At 57.2% G+C, this 16,009-nt stretch carries 19 protein-coding genes; 17 read left to right on the plus strand and 2 right to left on the minus strand.

The features are described 5' to 3' along the window. Window positions 1-75 precede the first annotated feature (75 nt). On the minus strand, window positions 76-318 hold the full coding sequence (gene tusA / locus AM379_RS06500; protein WP_020884537.1) for a sulfurtransferase TusA: 243 nt from the start codon (window positions 316-318) through the stop codon (window positions 76-78). 166 nt (window positions 319-484) lie between these two features. Between tusA and AM379_RS06505 the strand changes: the two genes are divergently transcribed. Together AM379_RS06505 and AM379_RS06510 are read left to right on the plus strand one after the other, a co-directional pair. Then, window positions 485-1,150 (plus strand): 7-cyano-7-deazaguanine/7-aminomethyl-7-deazaguanine transporter, encoded by a 666-nt coding sequence (locus AM379_RS06505; protein ID WP_020884536.1) that lies wholly within the window; start codon window positions 485-487, stop codon window positions 1,148-1,150. A gap of 72 nt (window positions 1,151-1,222) precedes the next feature. Beyond that, the gene (locus tag AM379_RS06510; RefSeq protein WP_014172025.1) at window positions 1,223-1,780 is read left to right on the plus strand and encodes a DcrB family lipoprotein; all 558 of its coding nucleotides are present in this window, start codon (window positions 1,223-1,225) and stop codon (window positions 1,778-1,780) included. Window positions 1,781-1,784: 4 nt separating this feature from the next. On the opposite strand, the gene AM379_RS06515 is transcribed toward AM379_RS06510, so the two are convergent. After that, complete coding sequence (locus AM379_RS06515; RefSeq protein WP_020884535.1) at window positions 1,785-3,002, minus strand: MFS transporter; 1,218 nt, start codon at window positions 3,000-3,002, stop codon at window positions 1,785-1,787. Between the two features lie 144 nt (window positions 3,003-3,146). On the opposite strand from AM379_RS06515, the gene AM379_RS06520 reads away from it, so the two are divergent. The 15 genes from AM379_RS06520 (at window position 3,147) to AM379_RS06590 (ending at window position 16,009) form a co-directional block, all read left to right on the plus strand. Beyond that, window positions 3,147-4,196 (plus strand): AI-2E family transporter, encoded by a 1,050-nt coding sequence (locus AM379_RS06520; RefSeq protein ID WP_014172027.1) that lies wholly within the window; start codon window positions 3,147-3,149, stop codon window positions 4,194-4,196. Window positions 4,197-4,519: 323 nt separating this feature from the next. Continuing rightward, window positions 4,520-4,909: a hypothetical protein gene (locus tag AM379_RS06525; RefSeq protein ID WP_044867739.1), complete on the plus strand. Its 390-nt coding sequence runs from the start codon at window positions 4,520-4,522 to the stop codon at window positions 4,907-4,909. A gap of 67 nt (window positions 4,910-4,976) precedes the next feature. Beyond that, window positions 4,977-6,041: a methyltransferase gene (locus tag AM379_RS06530; RefSeq protein ID WP_106503546.1), complete on the plus strand. Its 1,065-nt coding sequence runs from the start codon at window positions 4,977-4,979 to the stop codon at window positions 6,039-6,041. A 64-nt stretch (window positions 6,042-6,105) separates the two neighbouring features. After that, the gene (locus AM379_RS06535; protein WP_040018231.1) at window positions 6,106-6,828 is read left to right on the plus strand and encodes a beta-ketoacyl synthase chain length factor; all 723 of its coding nucleotides are present in this window, start codon (window positions 6,106-6,108) and stop codon (window positions 6,826-6,828) included. Further along, the gene (locus tag AM379_RS06540; RefSeq protein ID WP_025202835.1) at window positions 6,825-7,640 is read left to right on the plus strand and encodes a lysophospholipid acyltransferase family protein; all 816 of its coding nucleotides are present in this window, start codon (window positions 6,825-6,827) and stop codon (window positions 7,638-7,640) included. The genes AM379_RS06535 and AM379_RS06540 overlap by 4 nt, the downstream gene beginning before the upstream one ends. Beyond that, window positions 7,621-7,878: a phosphopantetheine-binding protein gene (locus AM379_RS06545; RefSeq protein ID WP_020884530.1), complete on the plus strand. Its 258-nt coding sequence runs from the start codon at window positions 7,621-7,623 to the stop codon at window positions 7,876-7,878. Before AM379_RS06540 ends, AM379_RS06545 begins: the two co-directional genes overlap by 20 nt. Before the next feature lie 13 nt (window positions 7,879-7,891). Next, window positions 7,892-8,143, plus strand: coding sequence for an acyl carrier protein (locus AM379_RS06550; protein WP_014172033.1), 252 nt, complete (start codon window positions 7,892-7,894; stop codon window positions 8,141-8,143). Between the two features lie 6 nt (window positions 8,144-8,149). Beyond that, window positions 8,150-8,737, plus strand: a complete 588-nt coding sequence (locus AM379_RS06555; protein ID WP_032679150.1) for a hypothetical protein — start codon at window positions 8,150-8,152, stop codon at window positions 8,735-8,737. Beyond that, window positions 8,730-10,091, plus strand: a complete 1,362-nt coding sequence (locus AM379_RS06560; RefSeq protein WP_032679151.1) for an acyl-CoA synthetase — start codon at window positions 8,730-8,732, stop codon at window positions 10,089-10,091. The genes AM379_RS06555 and AM379_RS06560 overlap by 8 nt, the downstream gene beginning before the upstream one ends. Continuing rightward, window positions 10,078-10,431 (plus strand): ApeI family dehydratase, encoded by a 354-nt coding sequence (locus AM379_RS06565; RefSeq protein WP_106503547.1) that lies wholly within the window; start codon window positions 10,078-10,080, stop codon window positions 10,429-10,431. The genes AM379_RS06560 and AM379_RS06565 overlap by 14 nt, the downstream gene beginning before the upstream one ends. Continuing rightward, a complete protein-coding gene (locus AM379_RS06570) occupies window positions 10,422-12,113 on the plus strand; it encodes a glycosyltransferase family 2 protein (protein WP_032679153.1) in 1,692 nt (563 codons plus the stop codon). Before AM379_RS06565 ends, AM379_RS06570 begins: the two co-directional genes overlap by 10 nt. 3 nt (window positions 12,114-12,116) lie before the next feature. After that, window positions 12,117-12,539, plus strand: a complete 423-nt coding sequence (locus AM379_RS06575; RefSeq protein ID WP_106503548.1) for an acyl-CoA thioesterase — start codon at window positions 12,117-12,119, stop codon at window positions 12,537-12,539. Continuing rightward, window positions 12,536-13,141: an outer membrane lipoprotein carrier protein LolA gene (locus tag AM379_RS06580; RefSeq protein ID WP_032679154.1), complete on the plus strand. Its 606-nt coding sequence runs from the start codon at window positions 12,536-12,538 to the stop codon at window positions 13,139-13,141. Before AM379_RS06575 ends, AM379_RS06580 begins: the two co-directional genes overlap by 4 nt. Beyond that, entirely contained in the window at window positions 13,110-15,434 is a 2,325-nt protein-coding gene (locus AM379_RS06585; RefSeq protein ID WP_106503549.1) for an MMPL family transporter, read from the plus strand. The genes AM379_RS06580 and AM379_RS06585 overlap by 32 nt, the downstream gene beginning before the upstream one ends. Beyond that, window positions 15,431-16,009 carry a DUF3261 domain-containing protein gene (locus tag AM379_RS06590; RefSeq protein WP_106503550.1) on the plus strand — a complete coding sequence of 193 codons (579 nt, stop codon included), beginning with the start codon at window positions 15,431-15,433 and terminating at the stop codon, window positions 16,007-16,009. Before AM379_RS06585 ends, AM379_RS06590 begins: the two co-directional genes overlap by 4 nt.

The raw sequence follows: 16,009 nt of genomic DNA on the forward strand, positions 1-16,009 counted from the left end.
TTTGAAACGATGGTTTAGAAAGGTTTTCTCCCTCTCCTTGTGGGAGAGGGTCGGGGTGAGGCCATCAGGCCGCATTTACCCCTTGCGGATCACATACCGGTACGGCAGCGTTTCGGTCTGCTGTGCCACCAGCTCATGTTCCATAAAGGTACAAAAACCGGGAATGTCGCGGGTGGTGGCGGGGTCGTCGGCGATGATCAGCAGCGTCTCACCGGTCTGCATGTTGCGCACGGTTTTACGTACCATCATTACCGGCTCCGGGCAGCGAAGGCCCTGAGCATCAAGGGTGTGGTCTGGGCTGGAAAACAGATCGGTCATGTTCTTCTCGGTCAGGTAAAAACGGCTGTAGTTTACGCCCCATCGTCGGCAATGCAACCAGGTTAACGATTGCGTAAAAACTAACCATTGCAATGTCCGGCCAAAGCAGTATCATGCTGCGGTTTTTATTGGGTTCCCTCACCCCAACGTATAAAAAGGTTACAACATGATGCAGTTTTCTGATTCGCAGCGCGTTAAAGCGTTGTTCTGGCTTTCGCTTTTTCATTTGCTGGTGATTACCTCCAGCAACTATCTGGTGCAACTCCCGATCTCCATCTTTGGTTTTCATACCACGTGGGGCGCGTTCAGTTTCCCGTTTATTTTTCTCGCCACTGATTTGACCGTGCGTATTTTCGGCGCACCGCTGGCTCGCCGCATTATTTTCGCGGTCATGCTGCCGGCGCTGTTCATTTCGTACGTGATCTCTTCCCTGTTTTATATGGGAAGCTGGCAGGGGTTCGAGGCGTTAACGCACTTCAACCTGTTTGTCGCCCGTATCGCCTCCGCCAGCTTTATGGCCTACGCGCTGGGGCAGATCCTCGACGTTCACGTGTTTAACCGCCTGCGTCAAAATCATCGCTGGTGGATGGCACCCACGGCGTCCACGCTGTTCGGCAACGTCAGCGACACGCTGGCCTTCTTCTTTATCGCATTCTGGCGTAGCCCGGATGCATTTATGGCCCAGCACTGGATGGAAATCGCCCTTGTGGACTACTGCTTCAAGGTGCTTATCAGCATTGTGTTCTTCCTGCCGATGTACGGCGTCCTGCTGAATATGCTGCTGAAAAGACTCGCAGATAAATCTGAAATCACAGCATTGCAGGCTGGTTAAGGGTTCGCTTTATCAGTTGTGATAAGATGAACCAATCAGCCGTTATGGCCGTTTATCGAAAGGAAGAAGTTAATGCGCAATCTGGTTAAATATGTCGGGATTGGCCTGCTGGTTGTGGGCCTTGCAGCCTGTGATAATAGCGACACGAAAACGCCTGCTCAGGGCGCGTCTGCAGAGAGCAACGCCACCGGTCAGCCGGTGAGTCTGCTGGACGGTAAACTCAGTTTCTCTCTGCCAGCAGATATGACTGACCAGAGCGGCAAGCTGGGTACCCAGGCGAACAATATGCACGTTTACTCCGATGCAACCGGGCAGAAAGCCGTCATTGTGATTGTGGGCGACGACACCAGCGAAGACCTGGCCGTCATGACCAAACGTCTGGAAGATCAGCAGCGCAGCCGCGATCCGCAGCTGCAGGTCGTGACCAATAAATCTATCGAACTGAAAGGCCACACGCTGCAACAGCTGGACAGCATCATTTCAGCAAAAGGCCAGACCGCTTACTCTTCCGTGGTGCTTGGTAAGGTTGATAACAAACTGCTGACCCTGCAGATCACTCTGCCGGCGGAAAATCAGCAGAAAGCGCAGACGGCTGCTGAAAACATCATTAACACCATCGTGATCCAGTAATTCTTCACGATGATGACGTGGCCTCCGGTGCCTGCACCGGGGGCCATTTTTTTAGCCGCCATGTCAGCATCAATGCGATAACCACCAGACCCGCCGCGGCAAGATAGATTACCGGTACCCCTGCCCACGCCATCACCAGCCCCGCCAGCGGCCCGGTAATACCCAGCGACATGTCCATAAACACCGTGTAGGTCGCCAGCGCCGACCCCTGGTTCTGCTGCGGCACGGCTTTTACCGCGACCACGCCGAGTGCCGGGAAGACCAGCGAAAAGCCAGCGCCGGCGAGGAAAACGCCCATTTTCGCCATCCACGGTGCGGTGGCAATCCCGGTCAACACCAGCCCGACAATCTCTACCGCAAAGCAGATCAACGCCACATTCAGTCCCCCCAGACGGTTGATACCGTTCGGGAAGAGCAAACGCGCGCCGACAAACGCACAGCTAAACAGCGTCAGGGCAAAGGCTGCGCCGTCCCAGCCTTTGGCGTCATAGAAGAGAGTGATGAACGTGGCGATCACGCCGAAGCCGGTGGTTGCCAGCGCCAGCGCCATACCATAAGGCCAGACGCGCCCCAGCACCGCCCTGAAGGGCAGTGGCTTGCCTTTGCTGGCCTTCACCTTCGGGCGCGGCAGGGCAAACAGAATCGCGAGCAGCGCGACGACCATAATGGTGATAGCCAGCCCGGATAGCCCGCCATAGGCATAACAGATCACCCCCAGCGGTGCGCCCAGTGCCATCGCGCCGTAGGTGACGATACCGTTCCACGAGATCACCCGGCCAATATGGGACGCACCCACCACACCCACGCCCCACAGCGTCGAACCGGTACCCGCCAGACTTTGTCCGATACCCAGAATCACTCGCCCCAGACAGAGCAGCGCCAGGCTGACCAGCGGCCAGTGGCTGGTGGTGGCGGCCAGCAGGTAGCCCAGACCACTCAGAAAACAGCCGCAGAGCCCCACAATGACGATGCGCTTTGGCCCAAACAGATCCGCATAGCGCCCGGCATGCGGGCGGCTCAGGAGCGTGGCGAAATACTGCAGGCTGATGACCAGCCCCGCCCAGAATGCGCTAAAACCCATGACGTCATGGACATAGCCCGGCAACACCGCCAGCGGCAGGCCAATCGTCAGATAACTGGCGAAGTTAAAAATCACAACGGAAACAATGCGCAGATTGAGGCGCAATCCGCTCAGCGCCGGTTCGGCGGCATGCTCTGGCATGGGGTTTAACCTGAGTTTTTACAACAGTGTTTCACTATTACCACGGCAGGATAAGAAAATCAGCACTGACTTTCAGATTATCGGCTCCAGACGAAGCGGCCACCGGGCACTACACTTAACGGGCTATCACATTAAGGAACCCGCATGATACCGAACCAGTCCGACAAAGCAGGACTTCACATCTTATTAAAACTCGCCTGCCTGGTGGTTATCCTCGCAGGTATCCATGCTGCCGCTGACATCATTGTCCAGCTCCTGCTGGCGCTCTTTTTTGCCATTGTGCTTAATCCGCTGGTGACCTGGTTTTTGCGCCGGGGCATCAGCCGTCCGGTGGCCATTACTATCGTGGTCATCGTGATGATGATTGCCCTGACGGCGCTTTTCGGCGTGCTGGCGGCGTCGCTCAGTGAATTCTCCACCATGCTTCCGCAGTACAACAAAGAGCTGACGCGTAAGATCGTTTCGCTTCAGGAGATGATGCCTTTTCTTAACCTGCATATCTCACCCGAGCGGATGTTACGCCGCATGGATTCAGAGAAGGTCATGACCTACGCCACCACCCTGATGACCGGCCTTTCCGGCGCGATGGCCAGCATCCTGCTGCTGGTGATGACGGTGGTGTTTATGCTGTTCGAGGTCCGCCATGTTCCTTATAAGCTGCGCTTTGCGCTGAATAACCCGCAAATTCATATTGCGGGTTTACACCGGGCCCTGAAGGGCGTGTCCAAATATCTGGCCCTGAAAACGCTGTTAAGCGTCTGGACCGGGGTGATTGTCTGGCTGGGACTGATGCTGATGGGCGTGCAGTTCGCGCTGATGTGGGGCGTACTGGCGTTTCTGCTGAACTACGTACCCAACATCGGCGCGGTGCTTTCCGCCGTGCCGCCGATGATTCAGGCGTTTCTGTTCAATGGCTTTTACGAATGCATGCTGGTGGGGGCGCTGTTCCTGGTCGTGCATATGGTACTGGGCAATATCCTTGAGCCGCGCATGATGGGCCACCGTCTCGGAATGTCGACGCTGGTGGTGTTCTTGTCGTTGCTGATCTGGGGATGGCTGCTGGGACCGGTCGGGATGTTACTGTCAGTCCCGCTGACCAGCGTGTGTAAGATCTGGATGGAAACCACCAAAGGTGGCAGCAAACTGGCGATCCTGTTGGGTCCCGGGCGACCGAAAAGCCGTCTGCCGGGATAACGGGTCCCACAACGCGTAACAGTGCAACACACCGAAAATTACCGCGACGCTCACCGCGCGGTAATTTTCATTTTCGCTAAGGAGGATTTCGCGTTATTTATCCCGCCCTAATAAATGAATCGTCATGCAAATATTTATTTAACGCAAATTACATGACATATAATTCTCACCCTTTCGTTTCAATGCATTACACCTCCCCTCGCGTAAAATAAATACCCACTTTTATATCGACAAAAATTATCCTCATTAGCGATAATACTCCGCCAAAATATAATTTTTTAAAATTACTGATTTAAATTGTTATTATTGATACGGAGTTGTTGATGAAAAAGATCATTAAATGGTTTGCTGCTGTTGCTGTCGTCGGCGCACTGGCCGGTTGCGCGCGTACCGCCCCAATCGATCAGGTTCACGCTACTGTCAGTACAGGCCACACCGCTGAGCAGGTGAAAACCGCCATTCTGAAAGCAGGCCAGAAGCGCGACTGGATCATGAGCGAAGCGGGTCCGGGCGTAATTAAAGGCCGTCTGCAGGCACGCGACCACTCGGTCGAAATCCGTATTCCTTATTCTGCGACAAACTATTCAATTAATTACGAAAGCAGTATGAACCTGAAAGCCGCCGACGGTAAAATTCACAAAAACTATAACCGCTGGGTTCATAACCTCGACCACGATATTCAGATGAACCTCTCTGCAGGTGCCGCGCTGTAATATTTTCCTCATGTCGGGCCGAAATAGCCCGATAACGTTTTTCTCGGCCTCATAAGGTTACGCACGCATGTACGAAAAGGACACCCTCAACGCGCTGGACGCCATTACCGAAGCGCAACGCATCGCTTTTGCGCCGATGCTGTTTCAGACCGCGCGTTGTCTGCGTAATTCGGGCGTGCTTTCCTGGCTGGATAAAAAAGGGAAAACAGGGGCAAGTCTCGAGGAAATAACCGAAAACAGTACCCTGAGCAGTTATAGCGTAAGCGTATTGCTGGATATGGGATTAAGCGGGCGGATCGTTACCTGTAAAGAAGGGCGCTATTTCCTGGCAAAGGTGGGCCATTTCGTATTGCATGACACCATGACCCGCGTGAATATGGATTTCACGCAGGATGTTTGTTACCAGGGGTTATTCCATCTGGCCGATGCCCTGCAGGAAGAAAAACCGGCGGGATTATCCGTGTTTGGCAACTGGCCAACCATCTATCCTGCATTATCACAATTACCCGCGCAGGCAAAAGAGAGCTGGTTCGCTTTTGATCATTACTATTCTGATGCCGCTTTCGACGCGGCGCTGCCATATATATTCGCAAGCTCGCCGACAAAATTGTACGATGTGGGCGGAAATACGGGTAAATGGGCGTTACGCTGCTGCCGCTATGACGACAATGTTGCCGTGACGATCCTTGACCTGCCACAGCAGATAACGCTGGCGCAGGAAAACATCGAAAAAGCAGGTTTATCTCATCGCATTGGCTTCCATGCTGTCGATATGCTTAGTCATGCGACATTGCCGGGCGAAGCCGATATCTGGTGGATGAGCCAGTTCCTGGATTGTTTCTCTCCGGACCAGATTGTCGCCATGTTGACTCGCGTTGCACAGGTTATGAAGCCCGGCGCGCGACTGTGCATCATGGAACTGTTCTGGGATGCCCAAAAATTTGAAGCCGCCTCATTCAGCCTGAATGCTACCTCGCTTTATTTCACCTGTATGGCGAACGGCAACAGCCGGTTTTACAGTGTAGAGAAATTTTATCACTACCTGGAGCGGGCCGGTTTCCACGTAGAACAGCGGCTGGACAACCTTGGGGTAGGCCATACCCTATTGATTTGTCAAAAAATTGAACAATAGAGCAGTTGAACTGCCCGGCAGGCTTGCCTGTCTTTTAATGATGGTTTTCCGCGGACGCGCGTAGATGAAATTTTCACTGAACATAATTGACTGGCAGGCAAGAGCGCCAGGCCTGAGCGATGCCGCAGAGTGGCAGGCGTGGTCACGCCAGCACCTTACCCTCGACCCGGCTGCGCCGCTGCCTAAGCTTACCGAACTGCCGATGATGACCGCGCGCCGCCTCAACTCGGGCAGTAAACTGGCGGTAGACCTCGGACTCACCCTGCTTCGCCGCCACGCGATTGATGCCGTTGTCTATTCCAGCCGTCATGGCGAACTGGAGCGTAATTTCCGCATCCTGCACTCCCTGGCGACCGGTCAGGCCGTCTCGCCGACAGACTTTGCCATGTCCGTGCACAATTCGGCGGTGGGCAACCTGACGATCACTGCGCGACACCCCATCGTCTCGTCTTCTGTTTCTGCCGGGCTGGACACCTTCCAGCAGGCATTATGTGAAGTGTTAAGCCTGCTTCAGGCGGGCTATTCCCGCGTCTTGCTGGTCGATTTTGACGGTGCCCTGCCCGATTTTTATCATCCGGGTTTACCGCCGCAGATGCCCACCTGGCCCTACGCGCTGGCCCTGGTGATTGAAGCCGGGAGCACACTGCAGTGCGAAACCCGCAGCGGCAGCACGGGTGAAGAACCTCCCCTGCCGCAGAGCCTGATGTTCCTGCAACGGTACCTCCGCGATGAACGGCAGTTTGTGGTTTCAGGCGAACGTCTGCTGTGGCAATGGACACGCGAATGAGCCGCCTGACTGCCCGTATCAACTGGTTATGGCGTCTGATGATGACCGGCTTCTGCTTCGTGCTGTTTGGCACGGGCGGGTTGCTGCTGTCGCTGGTGTGGTTCAATCTGCTGTTGCTGGTTCAGCGCGACCGCGCCAGACGCCGTCGCCTGGCGCGTCGCAGTATCGCGGCCAGCTTCCGCTTTTTCTTACATGTCGCCCGTGGCACCGGGGTACTGGACTATCGCATTCACAATCTTGACGCCCTTCGCGGGGATCGCGGTTGTCTGGTGGTGGCCAATCACCCGACGCTGATTGATTACGTGATCCTGGCGTCCGTCATGCCCGAAACCGACTGTCTGGTGAAAAGTGCGTTGCTTCGCAATCCCTTTGTCAGCGGCGTCATTCGCGCAGCGGATTACCTGATTAACAGCGAAGCGGAAACGCTCCTCAGTGCAAGCCAGCAGCGTCTGGCCCAGGGCGACACGCTGTTAATCTTTCCGGAGGGCACACGAACCCGGTCGGGAGAGGCAATTTCCCTCCAGCGCGGCGCGGCAAATATTGCCGTGCGCTGCCACAGCGACCTGCGCATCGTGGTGATCCACTGCAGCGAACCTCTGCTGGATAAAAAAAGTCACTGGTACGACGTACCGCCCGTAAAACCTGTTTTCACCGTAGATGTTCGCGATCGCGTGAATATCGACGCTTTTTACGATGCGAAGACACAAGAACCGGCACTGGCGGCAAGGCAGTTAAACCGGCATCTGCAGCATCGATTAACATCAGGCCTTCAATCTTTGTCAGGAATTAATGATGCAAGCGCTTCATCTTGAAATTAAAAATCTCATCATCACTACGCTGAATCTGGACGAGCTTACCGCCGAGGATATCGATACCGATGCTGCGCTGTTTGGTGATGGACTGGGCCTCGACTCTATCGACGCCCTCGAACTTGGCCTGGCCGTGAAAAACCAGTATGGCGTGGTGCTGTCTGCCGAAAGCGAAGAGATGCGTCAGCACTTCTTTTCCGTCGCCACGCTGGCTTCTTTTATCAACGCTCAACGCGCCTGAGATGTGATCCGTTATGACTGAACAAGAAACCATTTATCAGGAAGTCTGCGAACTCCTGGCTACGCTGTTTGAACTCGACCCACAGGAAATCACGCCTGAGGCTCGCCTGTACGAAGATCTGGATCTGGACAGTATCGATGCAGTGGACATGATTGTTCACCTGCAGAAGAAAACGGGGACGAAAATCAAACCGGAAACCTTCAAATCTGTCCGTACCGTGCAGGATGTGGTTGACGCTGTCGCTCAGCTTTTGCGCGACGAGTAAACCACCGTGCCTGGAGGACGAGCGTTTCCGGCGATCCCACTCCTGACGGGAGTCGTGTTGCTGGCGTGGCCATTCCTGATTGGATTGGGGCTGACGCACAACGGTCTGCACTGGCTGTTGCCGCTGATGGCCCTGGTGCTGGTGCTGCGTCTGCATCAGGCGCGGCGAAACGCAGGCCCGATGCGGTATGTGGTGCAGTGCATTGCGCTGGCAGGCCTGGCGCTCTGCGCGGCAAGCTATCTGCTGAAAGCGCACCAGTGGCTGCTGCTCTATCCGGTGGTGGTTAATCTCGTGATGCTGGCCGTGTTTGGCGGCTCACTGTGGACAACCATGCCGCTGGTTGAACGGCTGGCACGTCTGCGTGAACCGAATTTGCCTCCGGCGGGTGTGCGATATACCCGTAAGGTGACGCTGGTGTGGTGCGGGTTTTTCCTCGGTAACGGTGCGATAGCCCTGTTTACCGTGCTACACGGCGATATGCATGTCTGGACAGTGTGGAACGGTATGGTGGCTTATTTTCTGATGGGCACGATGATGGCGACAGAGTGGCTGGTGCGTCAACGGGTGATGAAAAAAGAGAAGCTCGATGAATAAACCCCTCCCGCTGGGCCAGTGGTTAAATGCTCCACGCCCTGACGACATGCCGATCGCCTGGCTTGACGATCGCACCTGGACGCTGGGTGAGTTGCGCCACGATGTCACCTTGCTGGTAGAAGCATTGCGACAGCAGGAGGGTGAACGCTGGGCGCTGTGCTTTGAAAACAGCTACCTGTTTATTGTTGCGCTGCTGGCCTCGCTGCATGCCGGTAAAACCCCGGTCATTCCAGGCCATAGCCGGGTCTCTCTGCTCGACGAACAGCAGTCGCTGTTTAGCGGTGTCCTGAGCGATAAGACGCTGGATATTCAGGGAAAGGTCATTGTGGTGACCTCCTCCTCCCAGACCGCGCGCCAATGGGCACCGTTGTCCGTCATTGACGACGCGCGCTTTGTTGAGCTTTTTACCTCGGGCTCCACGGGCACCCCACGCCGGGTCATTAAGCACATCACCAGCCTGGACCGTGAAGCATGCCTGCTGGCGAACCGTTTTGGCGAACGCCTGGCGGGCTGCAGCATTGTGGCCTCGGTCGTACCACAACATCTCTATGGCCTGACGTTCCGCATCATGTTGCCAATGGCGATGGGGCTTCCGCTGCACGCCGCCATGCTTTATTACGCTGAGCAGCTGGCGGCACTCCCTCACGACAGGCAGTACCTTTTTATCAGCAGTCCGGCGTTCCTGAAACGGCTGGATACCGAGCTGACTGCCCCTCCCGTCGTGATGCTGATCTCCGCTGGGGGAATGCTGCCCTGGTGCGATGTCACGGAGACCCATGGCTGGCTTAACGTCTGGCCGGATGAAATCTATGGCAGCACCGAAACCGGGATCCTCGCCTGGCGGCACCGTCAGGCGGACAGCGTACCCTGGTTCGCCTTCCCCGGTGTGGTGTTCCAGAGTGAAGGGGAAATCTGCCGCGTGACCTCCCCGCTCATTCACGAAGCCGCAGGGTTACAGCTGGACGATATCCTGCACTTCGACAGTAACGGTTTTTTTAGCATTGCCGGACGTCGTGGTCGGGTGGTCAAAATCGAAGAAAAGCGTATCTCACTGAACGAGATTGAACGTCGCCTGCTGGAGCTTGAGGGCATATGTGAAGCCGCAGCGTTACCGGTTACCCGCGGAGGTCGTCAGGGTATAGGTGTCCTGCTGGTTCTGGATGAGAAGACCCGTCAGCGCTGGCATCAGCAGGGCAAAAAAACGCAGGAACTGGCCTGGCGCCGCGCCCTGCGGCCCTGGCTTGAGCCGGTCGCCGTCCCCCGCTACTGGCGCATTATCGATGAGATGCCGGTAAACAGTATGAATAAGCGTGTCTATGCGCAGTTACAGGAGTTGTTTCATGAAAATTCATGAAATCGAACGCCACCAGGCACAGCCGCAGCACCTGGAAATCGTTTTGCATATTGACCCCTCCCTGTTCTGGTTCCAGGGGCATTTTGCCGTACAGCCGTTGCTGCCAGGTGTGGCACAGATTGACTGGGTCATGCACTACGCCACCACGCTGCTGGCACCGGGTTACCGTTTTCACAGCATCCAAAATGTGAAATTCAAGGCCCCTCTGCTGCCGGATACCACGGTCACGCTGGTCCTTAACTGGCATGCCGAACGTCAGATACTGACCTTCAGCTACCAGCGCCATGCCGGTGACGATCGCCATACTGCCAGCAGCGGGAAGATTCGCCTGTGTCAGTAACCTTCCGCCCCTGCGTGCTGATCCCGTGCTACAACCATGGCGCGATGATGGCAAAGGTACTGTCGCGGCTGGCGCCGTTCGGCTTGCCCTGCCTGGTGGTCGATGACGGAAGTGACGAGCAGACGCGCCGCATTCTGGAGCGTCTGGCCGCCGGGCAGCCCCAGATTACGCTGGTACGTCTGGCGCAAAACGCAGGTAAAGGTGCCGCGGTCATTAAGGGGCTGGAAGAGTCGGCCCGCGCGGGCTATACCCACGCCGTACAGGTGGATGCCGACGGCCAGCATGCTATTGAGGATATCCCCAAAATGCTGGCTCTGGCTGAGCGTCACCCGGAGGCGCTGATATCTGGCCAGCCCATTTACGATGATTCCATTCCGCGCTCCCGCCTCTACGGTCGCTGGATAACACACGTCTGGGTATGGATTGAAACCCTGTCCCTGCAACTTAAAGACAGCATGTGCGGTTTTCGGGTCTACCCGGTCTCGCCCACGCTGCAGCTGGCCGCACGCGTGCCGCTTGGCAAACGTATGGACTTTGACACCGAAGTGATGGTCCGTCTCTACTGGCAGGGCAATACCAGCTATTTTCTGCCGACCCGCGTTACCTATCCGCCGGACGGGTTATCCCATTTCGACGCGCTCAAAGACAACGTGCGGATCTCGCTGATGCACACCCGGCTGTTCTTCGGCATGCTGCCCCGCATTCCCGCCCTGCTGTTTCGTCGTCGCCGCCAGCACTGGGCGCAGCAGGACGAGGTGAAAGGCCTGTGGGGAATGCGCCTGATGCTGCGCGTCTGGCAGCTGTTTGGCCGCCGGGCCTTTACCGTGCTGCTGTGGCCGGTTATCGCGGTGTACTGGCTTACGGCCCGACCGGCGCGACAGGCTTCACAGCAGTGGACAGCACGAGTGAAGCAGGTGCTGACGCAGCGGAACATGCCTGTTCCGCCACGCCTTAACAGCTTTTTCCATTTTATGCGCTTCGGTAACGCCATGCTGGATAAAGTCGCCAGCTGGCGCGGCGAACTGAAGTTTCATCGTGACGTGGTCTTTGCTCCCGGTGCATATGACGTGCTGGATGCTGACGCATCGCAAGGCAAACTGCTGCTCGCATCGCATCTTGGCGATGTGGAAGCCTGCCGGGCACTGGTTCAGCTGGAAGGCAGCAAAGTCATCAACGCGCTGGTCTTTAGCGATAACGCGCAGCGCTTTAAACAGATCATGACCGAGATGGCACCCCAGGCGGGGGTTAACCTGATGCCCGTGACGGACATTGGGCCGGATACCGCTATCGCCATCAAAGAGAAGCTTGAGCGCGGTGAATGGGTCGCCATTGTGGGCGATCGCATAGCGGTCACGCCACAGCGCGGCGGCGACTGGCGGGTGATCTGGAGTTCGTTTATGGGACAGCCCGCCCCGTTCCCGCAAGGGCCGTTTATTCTCGCCTCCATTCTGCGCTGCCCGGTAGTGCTGATTTACGCCCTGCGTCAGCAGGGTGCGCTCACGATACACTGCGAACCGTTTGCCGACCCGCTGCTTCTGCCACGCGGGGAGCGCCAGCAGGCGCTGCAACAGGCCGTCGATCGCTATGCACAGCGGCTTGAGCATTACGCCTTAATGTCACCGCTCGACTGGTTTAATTTTTTCGATTTCTGGCACCTGCCGGATGCCAAAGAGAAGGAGTAAAGGGTGCTGACCGATCCCCGCTTTACGACCGAAGTAGAAATCACCGTTCCGTTCCACGATGTCGATATGATGGGCGTGGTCTGGCACGGCAACTATTTCCGCTACTTTGAGATTGCCCGCGAGGCGCTGCTCAACCAGTTTAACTACGGCTATCGCCAGATGAAGGCGTCAGGCTATGTCTGGCCGGTAGTCGATACCCGGGTGAAATACCGCGATGCGGTGACCTTTGAGCAGCGCATCCGTGTGCGCGCGCACATCGAAGAGTATGAAAACCGTCTGCGCATCGCCTATCAAATTTTCGACGCGCAAACCGGTAAACGCACCACCACAGGCTATACCATCCAGGTGGCCGTCGAAGAAGCCAGCCATGAAATGTGCTTTGTCAGCCCGGCTATATTGTTTGAACGAATGGGAGTTACGCCATGAAATGGTTGCCTGTGCTGGCACTGATGATCAGCCCGCTGGTGAGCGCCGTAACGCTGGATGAGCTGCAGCAGCGGTTTACCGGGCAACCTGTCGTGCGTGCGCATTTCGAACAGGTCCGGACGATTAAGGATCTGCCGCAGCCGCTGCGCTCGCAGGGCGAAATGTTGATCGCACGCGACAGCGGCCTGCTGTGGGATCAAAAAGCGCCTTTCCCCATGACGTTGTTGCTGGATGATAAACGGATGATCCAGACGATCAACGGCCAGCCTCCGCAGACCATTACCGCCGACAATAACCCGCAGATGTTCCAGTTCAACCATCTGCTCCGGGCGCTGTTCCAGGCCGACCGCAAGGTGCTGGAAGAGAACTTCCGCATCGATTTTCGCGATCTCGGCGAAGGCCGCTGGTCGCTGGTGCTGACCCCCACAACGACACCGCTGGACAAAATTTTCGCCACCCTCGATCTGGGCGGCGCGACCTACCTTGAGACGATTCGCCTCAACGATAAGCAGGGCGATCGTACCGATATCGTCCTTTCCCGCCACACACTGACGCCCGCCAGCCTGACCGATGACGAACGCCAACGCTTTGCCGCACCGTAAATCCCTGCGCCCGGCGCTGCTGTGGGCGACGGTATGCCTGATTCTGTTGGGTGTGTTGCTGTCGCTGCTGCCCGGCGCGCGCCTGAACAGCAGCGTACTGGCTATGCTGCCGAAGCAGACGCTCGGGGCAATCCCGCCGGCACTCAACGACGCGTTTATGCAGCGTCTTGACCGCCAGCTTGTCTGGCTGGTCAGTCCCGGTAAAGAACCCGATCCGCGGGTGGCGCAGCAGTGGCTGGATCTGTTGAAAAACAGCCATTCGCTCAGGGAGGTTAAAGGCCCGATGGACGCCGCCGGGCAAAAGGCCTGGGGCGAGTTCTTCTGGCAGCATCGCAACGGCCTGATTGATTCAGCCACCCGGGCCCGCCTGCAAAACGGCGGTGAGGCGCAGGCGCAGTGGATTTTATCCCAGCTCTACTCGGCCTTTTCCGGCGTAAGTGGCAAAGAGTTGCAAAACGATCCCCTGATGCTGATGCGCGGCTCGCAGCTGGCGCTGGCGCAAAACAGCCAGAAGCTACGGCTGATGGACGGCTGGCTGGTCACCCAGGATGCCAGTGGAAATTACTGGTATATGCTGCACGGTGAGCTGGCGGGCTCATCGTTTGATATGCAGCAAACCCATCAGCTGGTAACCACCCTTACCGCCCTGCAGGAGACGCTGAAAACACGCTTTCCGCAGGCGCAGCTGCTCTCACGCGGTACCGTGTTTTACAGTGATTACGCCAGCCAGCAGGCAAAACGGGACATCTCCACGCTGGGCATCGTCACGATCCTTGGGGTTATCCTGCTGATCCTGGCAGTGTTTCGTTCCCTGAAACCCCTGCTGCTGTGTCTGATTTCCATTGCCACAGGTGCGCTGGCGGGCACGGTGGTGACGCTGCTGCTGTTTGGCGAACTGCATCTGATGACGCTGGTGATGAGCATGAGCATCATCGGAATTTCAGCGGATTACACGCTCTATTACCTCACCGAACGCATGGTGCACGGCGCAGAACATTCCCCGTGGCAAAGCCTGGCCAAAGTGCGTAATGCGCTGCTTCTGGCGCTGCTGACGACCGTTGCCGCCTACCTGATTATGATGCTGGCCCCCTTCCCCGGGATCCGCCAGATGGCGGTGTTTGCCGCGGTGGGGCTGAGCGCCTCCTGTCTGACGGTGATTTTCTGGCATCCCTGGCTGTGTCGTGGTTTGCCGGTGCGTCCGGTTCCGTTTATGGTCCTGATGTTGCGCTGGCTGGCCGCCTGGCGACGCAATAAAAAACTCTCTGTGGGCCTGCCTGTGGTACTGGCGCTGGTCTCGGCTGCCGGGCTTGCCACCCTGAAGGTCAACGACGATATCGCCCAGCTACAGGCGCTCCCCAAAGACATTCTGGCGCAGGAGAAAACCATTACCGCCCTGACCGGGCAAGGTGTCGATCAGAAATGGTTTGTGGTGTATGGCGCATCGCCGCAGCAAACGCTGGAACGGCTGGAAGCCTTTACCCCGGCGTTAACCCAGGCCCAAAAAGCGGGGGATATTACCCGCTGGCGGACCCTGCCCTTAAATTCGCTGGCGCGCCAGAAAAGCGATCTGCTGCTGTTGCAGCAGGCCGCGCCGGCCATAACGAACGCGCTGCGAAACGCGGGGCTGAGCACCGTCACACCGAATCTGAATGCCATGCCCGTGAGCGTGGAGGCGTGGCTCGCCAGCCCGGCCAGCGAAGGCTGGCGTCTGCTGTGGCTGACCCTGCCTGACGGCGAAAGCGGTGTGTTAGTGCCGGTGGACAACGCCCGGAACAGCGCCGCACTCAGCGAAGTAGCCGCCCGTCATGCGGGCGTCGTCTGGGTCGATCGCAAGGCCAATTTTGACAGCCTGTTTGCGCTCTACCGCACGTTGTTAACGGGACTCTTGTTTGTCGCGCTGGCGGTGATTGCCTGCGGGGCGATGGTACGCCTCGGCTGGCGAAAAGGGCTTATCAGTCTGGTCCCGTCCGTGCTGTCGCTCAGCTGCGGGCTGGCCGCGCTGGCCGTCACGGGGCATCCGGTAAATCTGTTTTCACTGCTGGCGCTGGTCCTGGTACTCGGCATTGGCATTAACTACACGCTGTTTTTCGGCAACCCGCGCGGTACGCCGCTGACGTCGATGCTGGCCATCACGCTGGCGATGATGACCACGCTGCTGACGTTAGGCATGCTCGTGTTCAGCGCCACGCAGGCCATCAGCAGCTTCGGTATTGTGCTGGTGAGCGGCATTTTTACCGCCTTCCTGCTGGCGCCGCTGGCGATGCCTGTTAAGAAAGAGAGAAAACGAAAATGAATGCTTTTTACCGCGCAGCCGCGCTGGTCGCGACGCTGCTGCTGGCAGGCTGTAGCCATTCGACCGATACTGAAGGGAGACGTCCGCAAGCCTGGCTTCAGCCAGGAACCCGAGTGACGCTACCGCCGCCCGGTATTACCCCGGCGGTCAGTTCGCAGCAGCTGCTGACCGGAACCTTCAACGGACAAACGCAGTCCCTGCTGGTCATGCTCAACGCGGATGATCACAAGGTGACGCTTGCCGGGCTCTCTTCCGTCGGTATCCGTCTGTTCCTGGCGACTTACGACGACACCGGGATCCACACCGAACAGTCGATCGTTGTGCCGCAGCTGCCTCCCGCCAGCCAGGTACTGGCCGATGTGATGCTCAGCCACTGGCCACTCAGCGCCTGGCAGCCACAACTGCCAAAGGGCTGGACGCTTAAAGACAAGGGCGATCGGCGCGAGCTACGCAATGCCAGCGGCAAGCTGGTGACTGACATTGTCTACCTGCAACGCAAAGGCAAGCGCGTGCCAATCAGCATCGAGCAACACGTCTTTAACTACCACATCACCATTCAATATCTGGGTGACTGA

Origin of the sequence: Enterobacter cloacae complex sp. FDA-CDC-AR_0132 (assembly GCF_003010695.1) — a bacterium.
Lineage (GTDB): Bacteria > Pseudomonadota > Gammaproteobacteria > Enterobacterales > Enterobacteriaceae > Enterobacter > Enterobacter ludwigii.

Excerpts from the sequence above, each read along its gene's own strand:
- tusA (WP_020884537.1), bottom strand. The coding sequence starts at position 318 with ATGACCGATCTGTTTTCCAGCCCAGACCACACCCTTGATGCTCAGGGC.
- AM379_RS06505 (WP_020884536.1), top strand. The coding sequence starts at position 485 with ATGATGCAGTTTTCTGATTCGCAGCGCGTTAAAGCGTTGTTCTGGCTT.
- AM379_RS06510 (WP_014172025.1), top strand. The coding sequence starts at position 1,223 with ATGCGCAATCTGGTTAAATATGTCGGGATTGGCCTGCTGGTTGTGGGC.
- AM379_RS06515 (WP_020884535.1), bottom strand. The coding sequence starts at position 3,002 with ATGCCAGAGCATGCCGCCGAACCGGCGCTGAGCGGATTGCGCCTCAAT.
- AM379_RS06520 (WP_014172027.1), top strand. The coding sequence starts at position 3,147 with ATGATACCGAACCAGTCCGACAAAGCAGGACTTCACATCTTATTAAAA.
- AM379_RS06525 (WP_044867739.1), top strand. The coding sequence starts at position 4,520 with ATGAAAAAGATCATTAAATGGTTTGCTGCTGTTGCTGTCGTCGGCGCA.
- AM379_RS06530 (WP_106503546.1), top strand. The coding sequence starts at position 4,977 with ATGTACGAAAAGGACACCCTCAACGCGCTGGACGCCATTACCGAAGCG.
- AM379_RS06535 (WP_040018231.1), top strand. The coding sequence starts at position 6,106 with ATGAAATTTTCACTGAACATAATTGACTGGCAGGCAAGAGCGCCAGGC.
- AM379_RS06540 (WP_025202835.1), top strand. The coding sequence starts at position 6,825 with ATGAGCCGCCTGACTGCCCGTATCAACTGGTTATGGCGTCTGATGATG.
- AM379_RS06545 (WP_020884530.1), top strand. The coding sequence starts at position 7,621 with ATGCAAGCGCTTCATCTTGAAATTAAAAATCTCATCATCACTACGCTG.
- AM379_RS06550 (WP_014172033.1), top strand. The coding sequence starts at position 7,892 with ATGACTGAACAAGAAACCATTTATCAGGAAGTCTGCGAACTCCTGGCT.
- AM379_RS06560 (WP_032679151.1), top strand. The coding sequence starts at position 8,730 with ATGAATAAACCCCTCCCGCTGGGCCAGTGGTTAAATGCTCCACGCCCT.
- AM379_RS06565 (WP_106503547.1), top strand. The coding sequence starts at position 10,078 with ATGAAAATTCATGAAATCGAACGCCACCAGGCACAGCCGCAGCACCTG.
- AM379_RS06580 (WP_032679154.1), top strand. The coding sequence starts at position 12,536 with ATGAAATGGTTGCCTGTGCTGGCACTGATGATCAGCCCGCTGGTGAGC.
- AM379_RS06585 (WP_106503549.1), top strand. The coding sequence starts at position 13,110 with ATGACGAACGCCAACGCTTTGCCGCACCGTAAATCCCTGCGCCCGGCG.
- AM379_RS06590 (WP_106503550.1), top strand. The coding sequence starts at position 15,431 with ATGAATGCTTTTTACCGCGCAGCCGCGCTGGTCGCGACGCTGCTGCTG.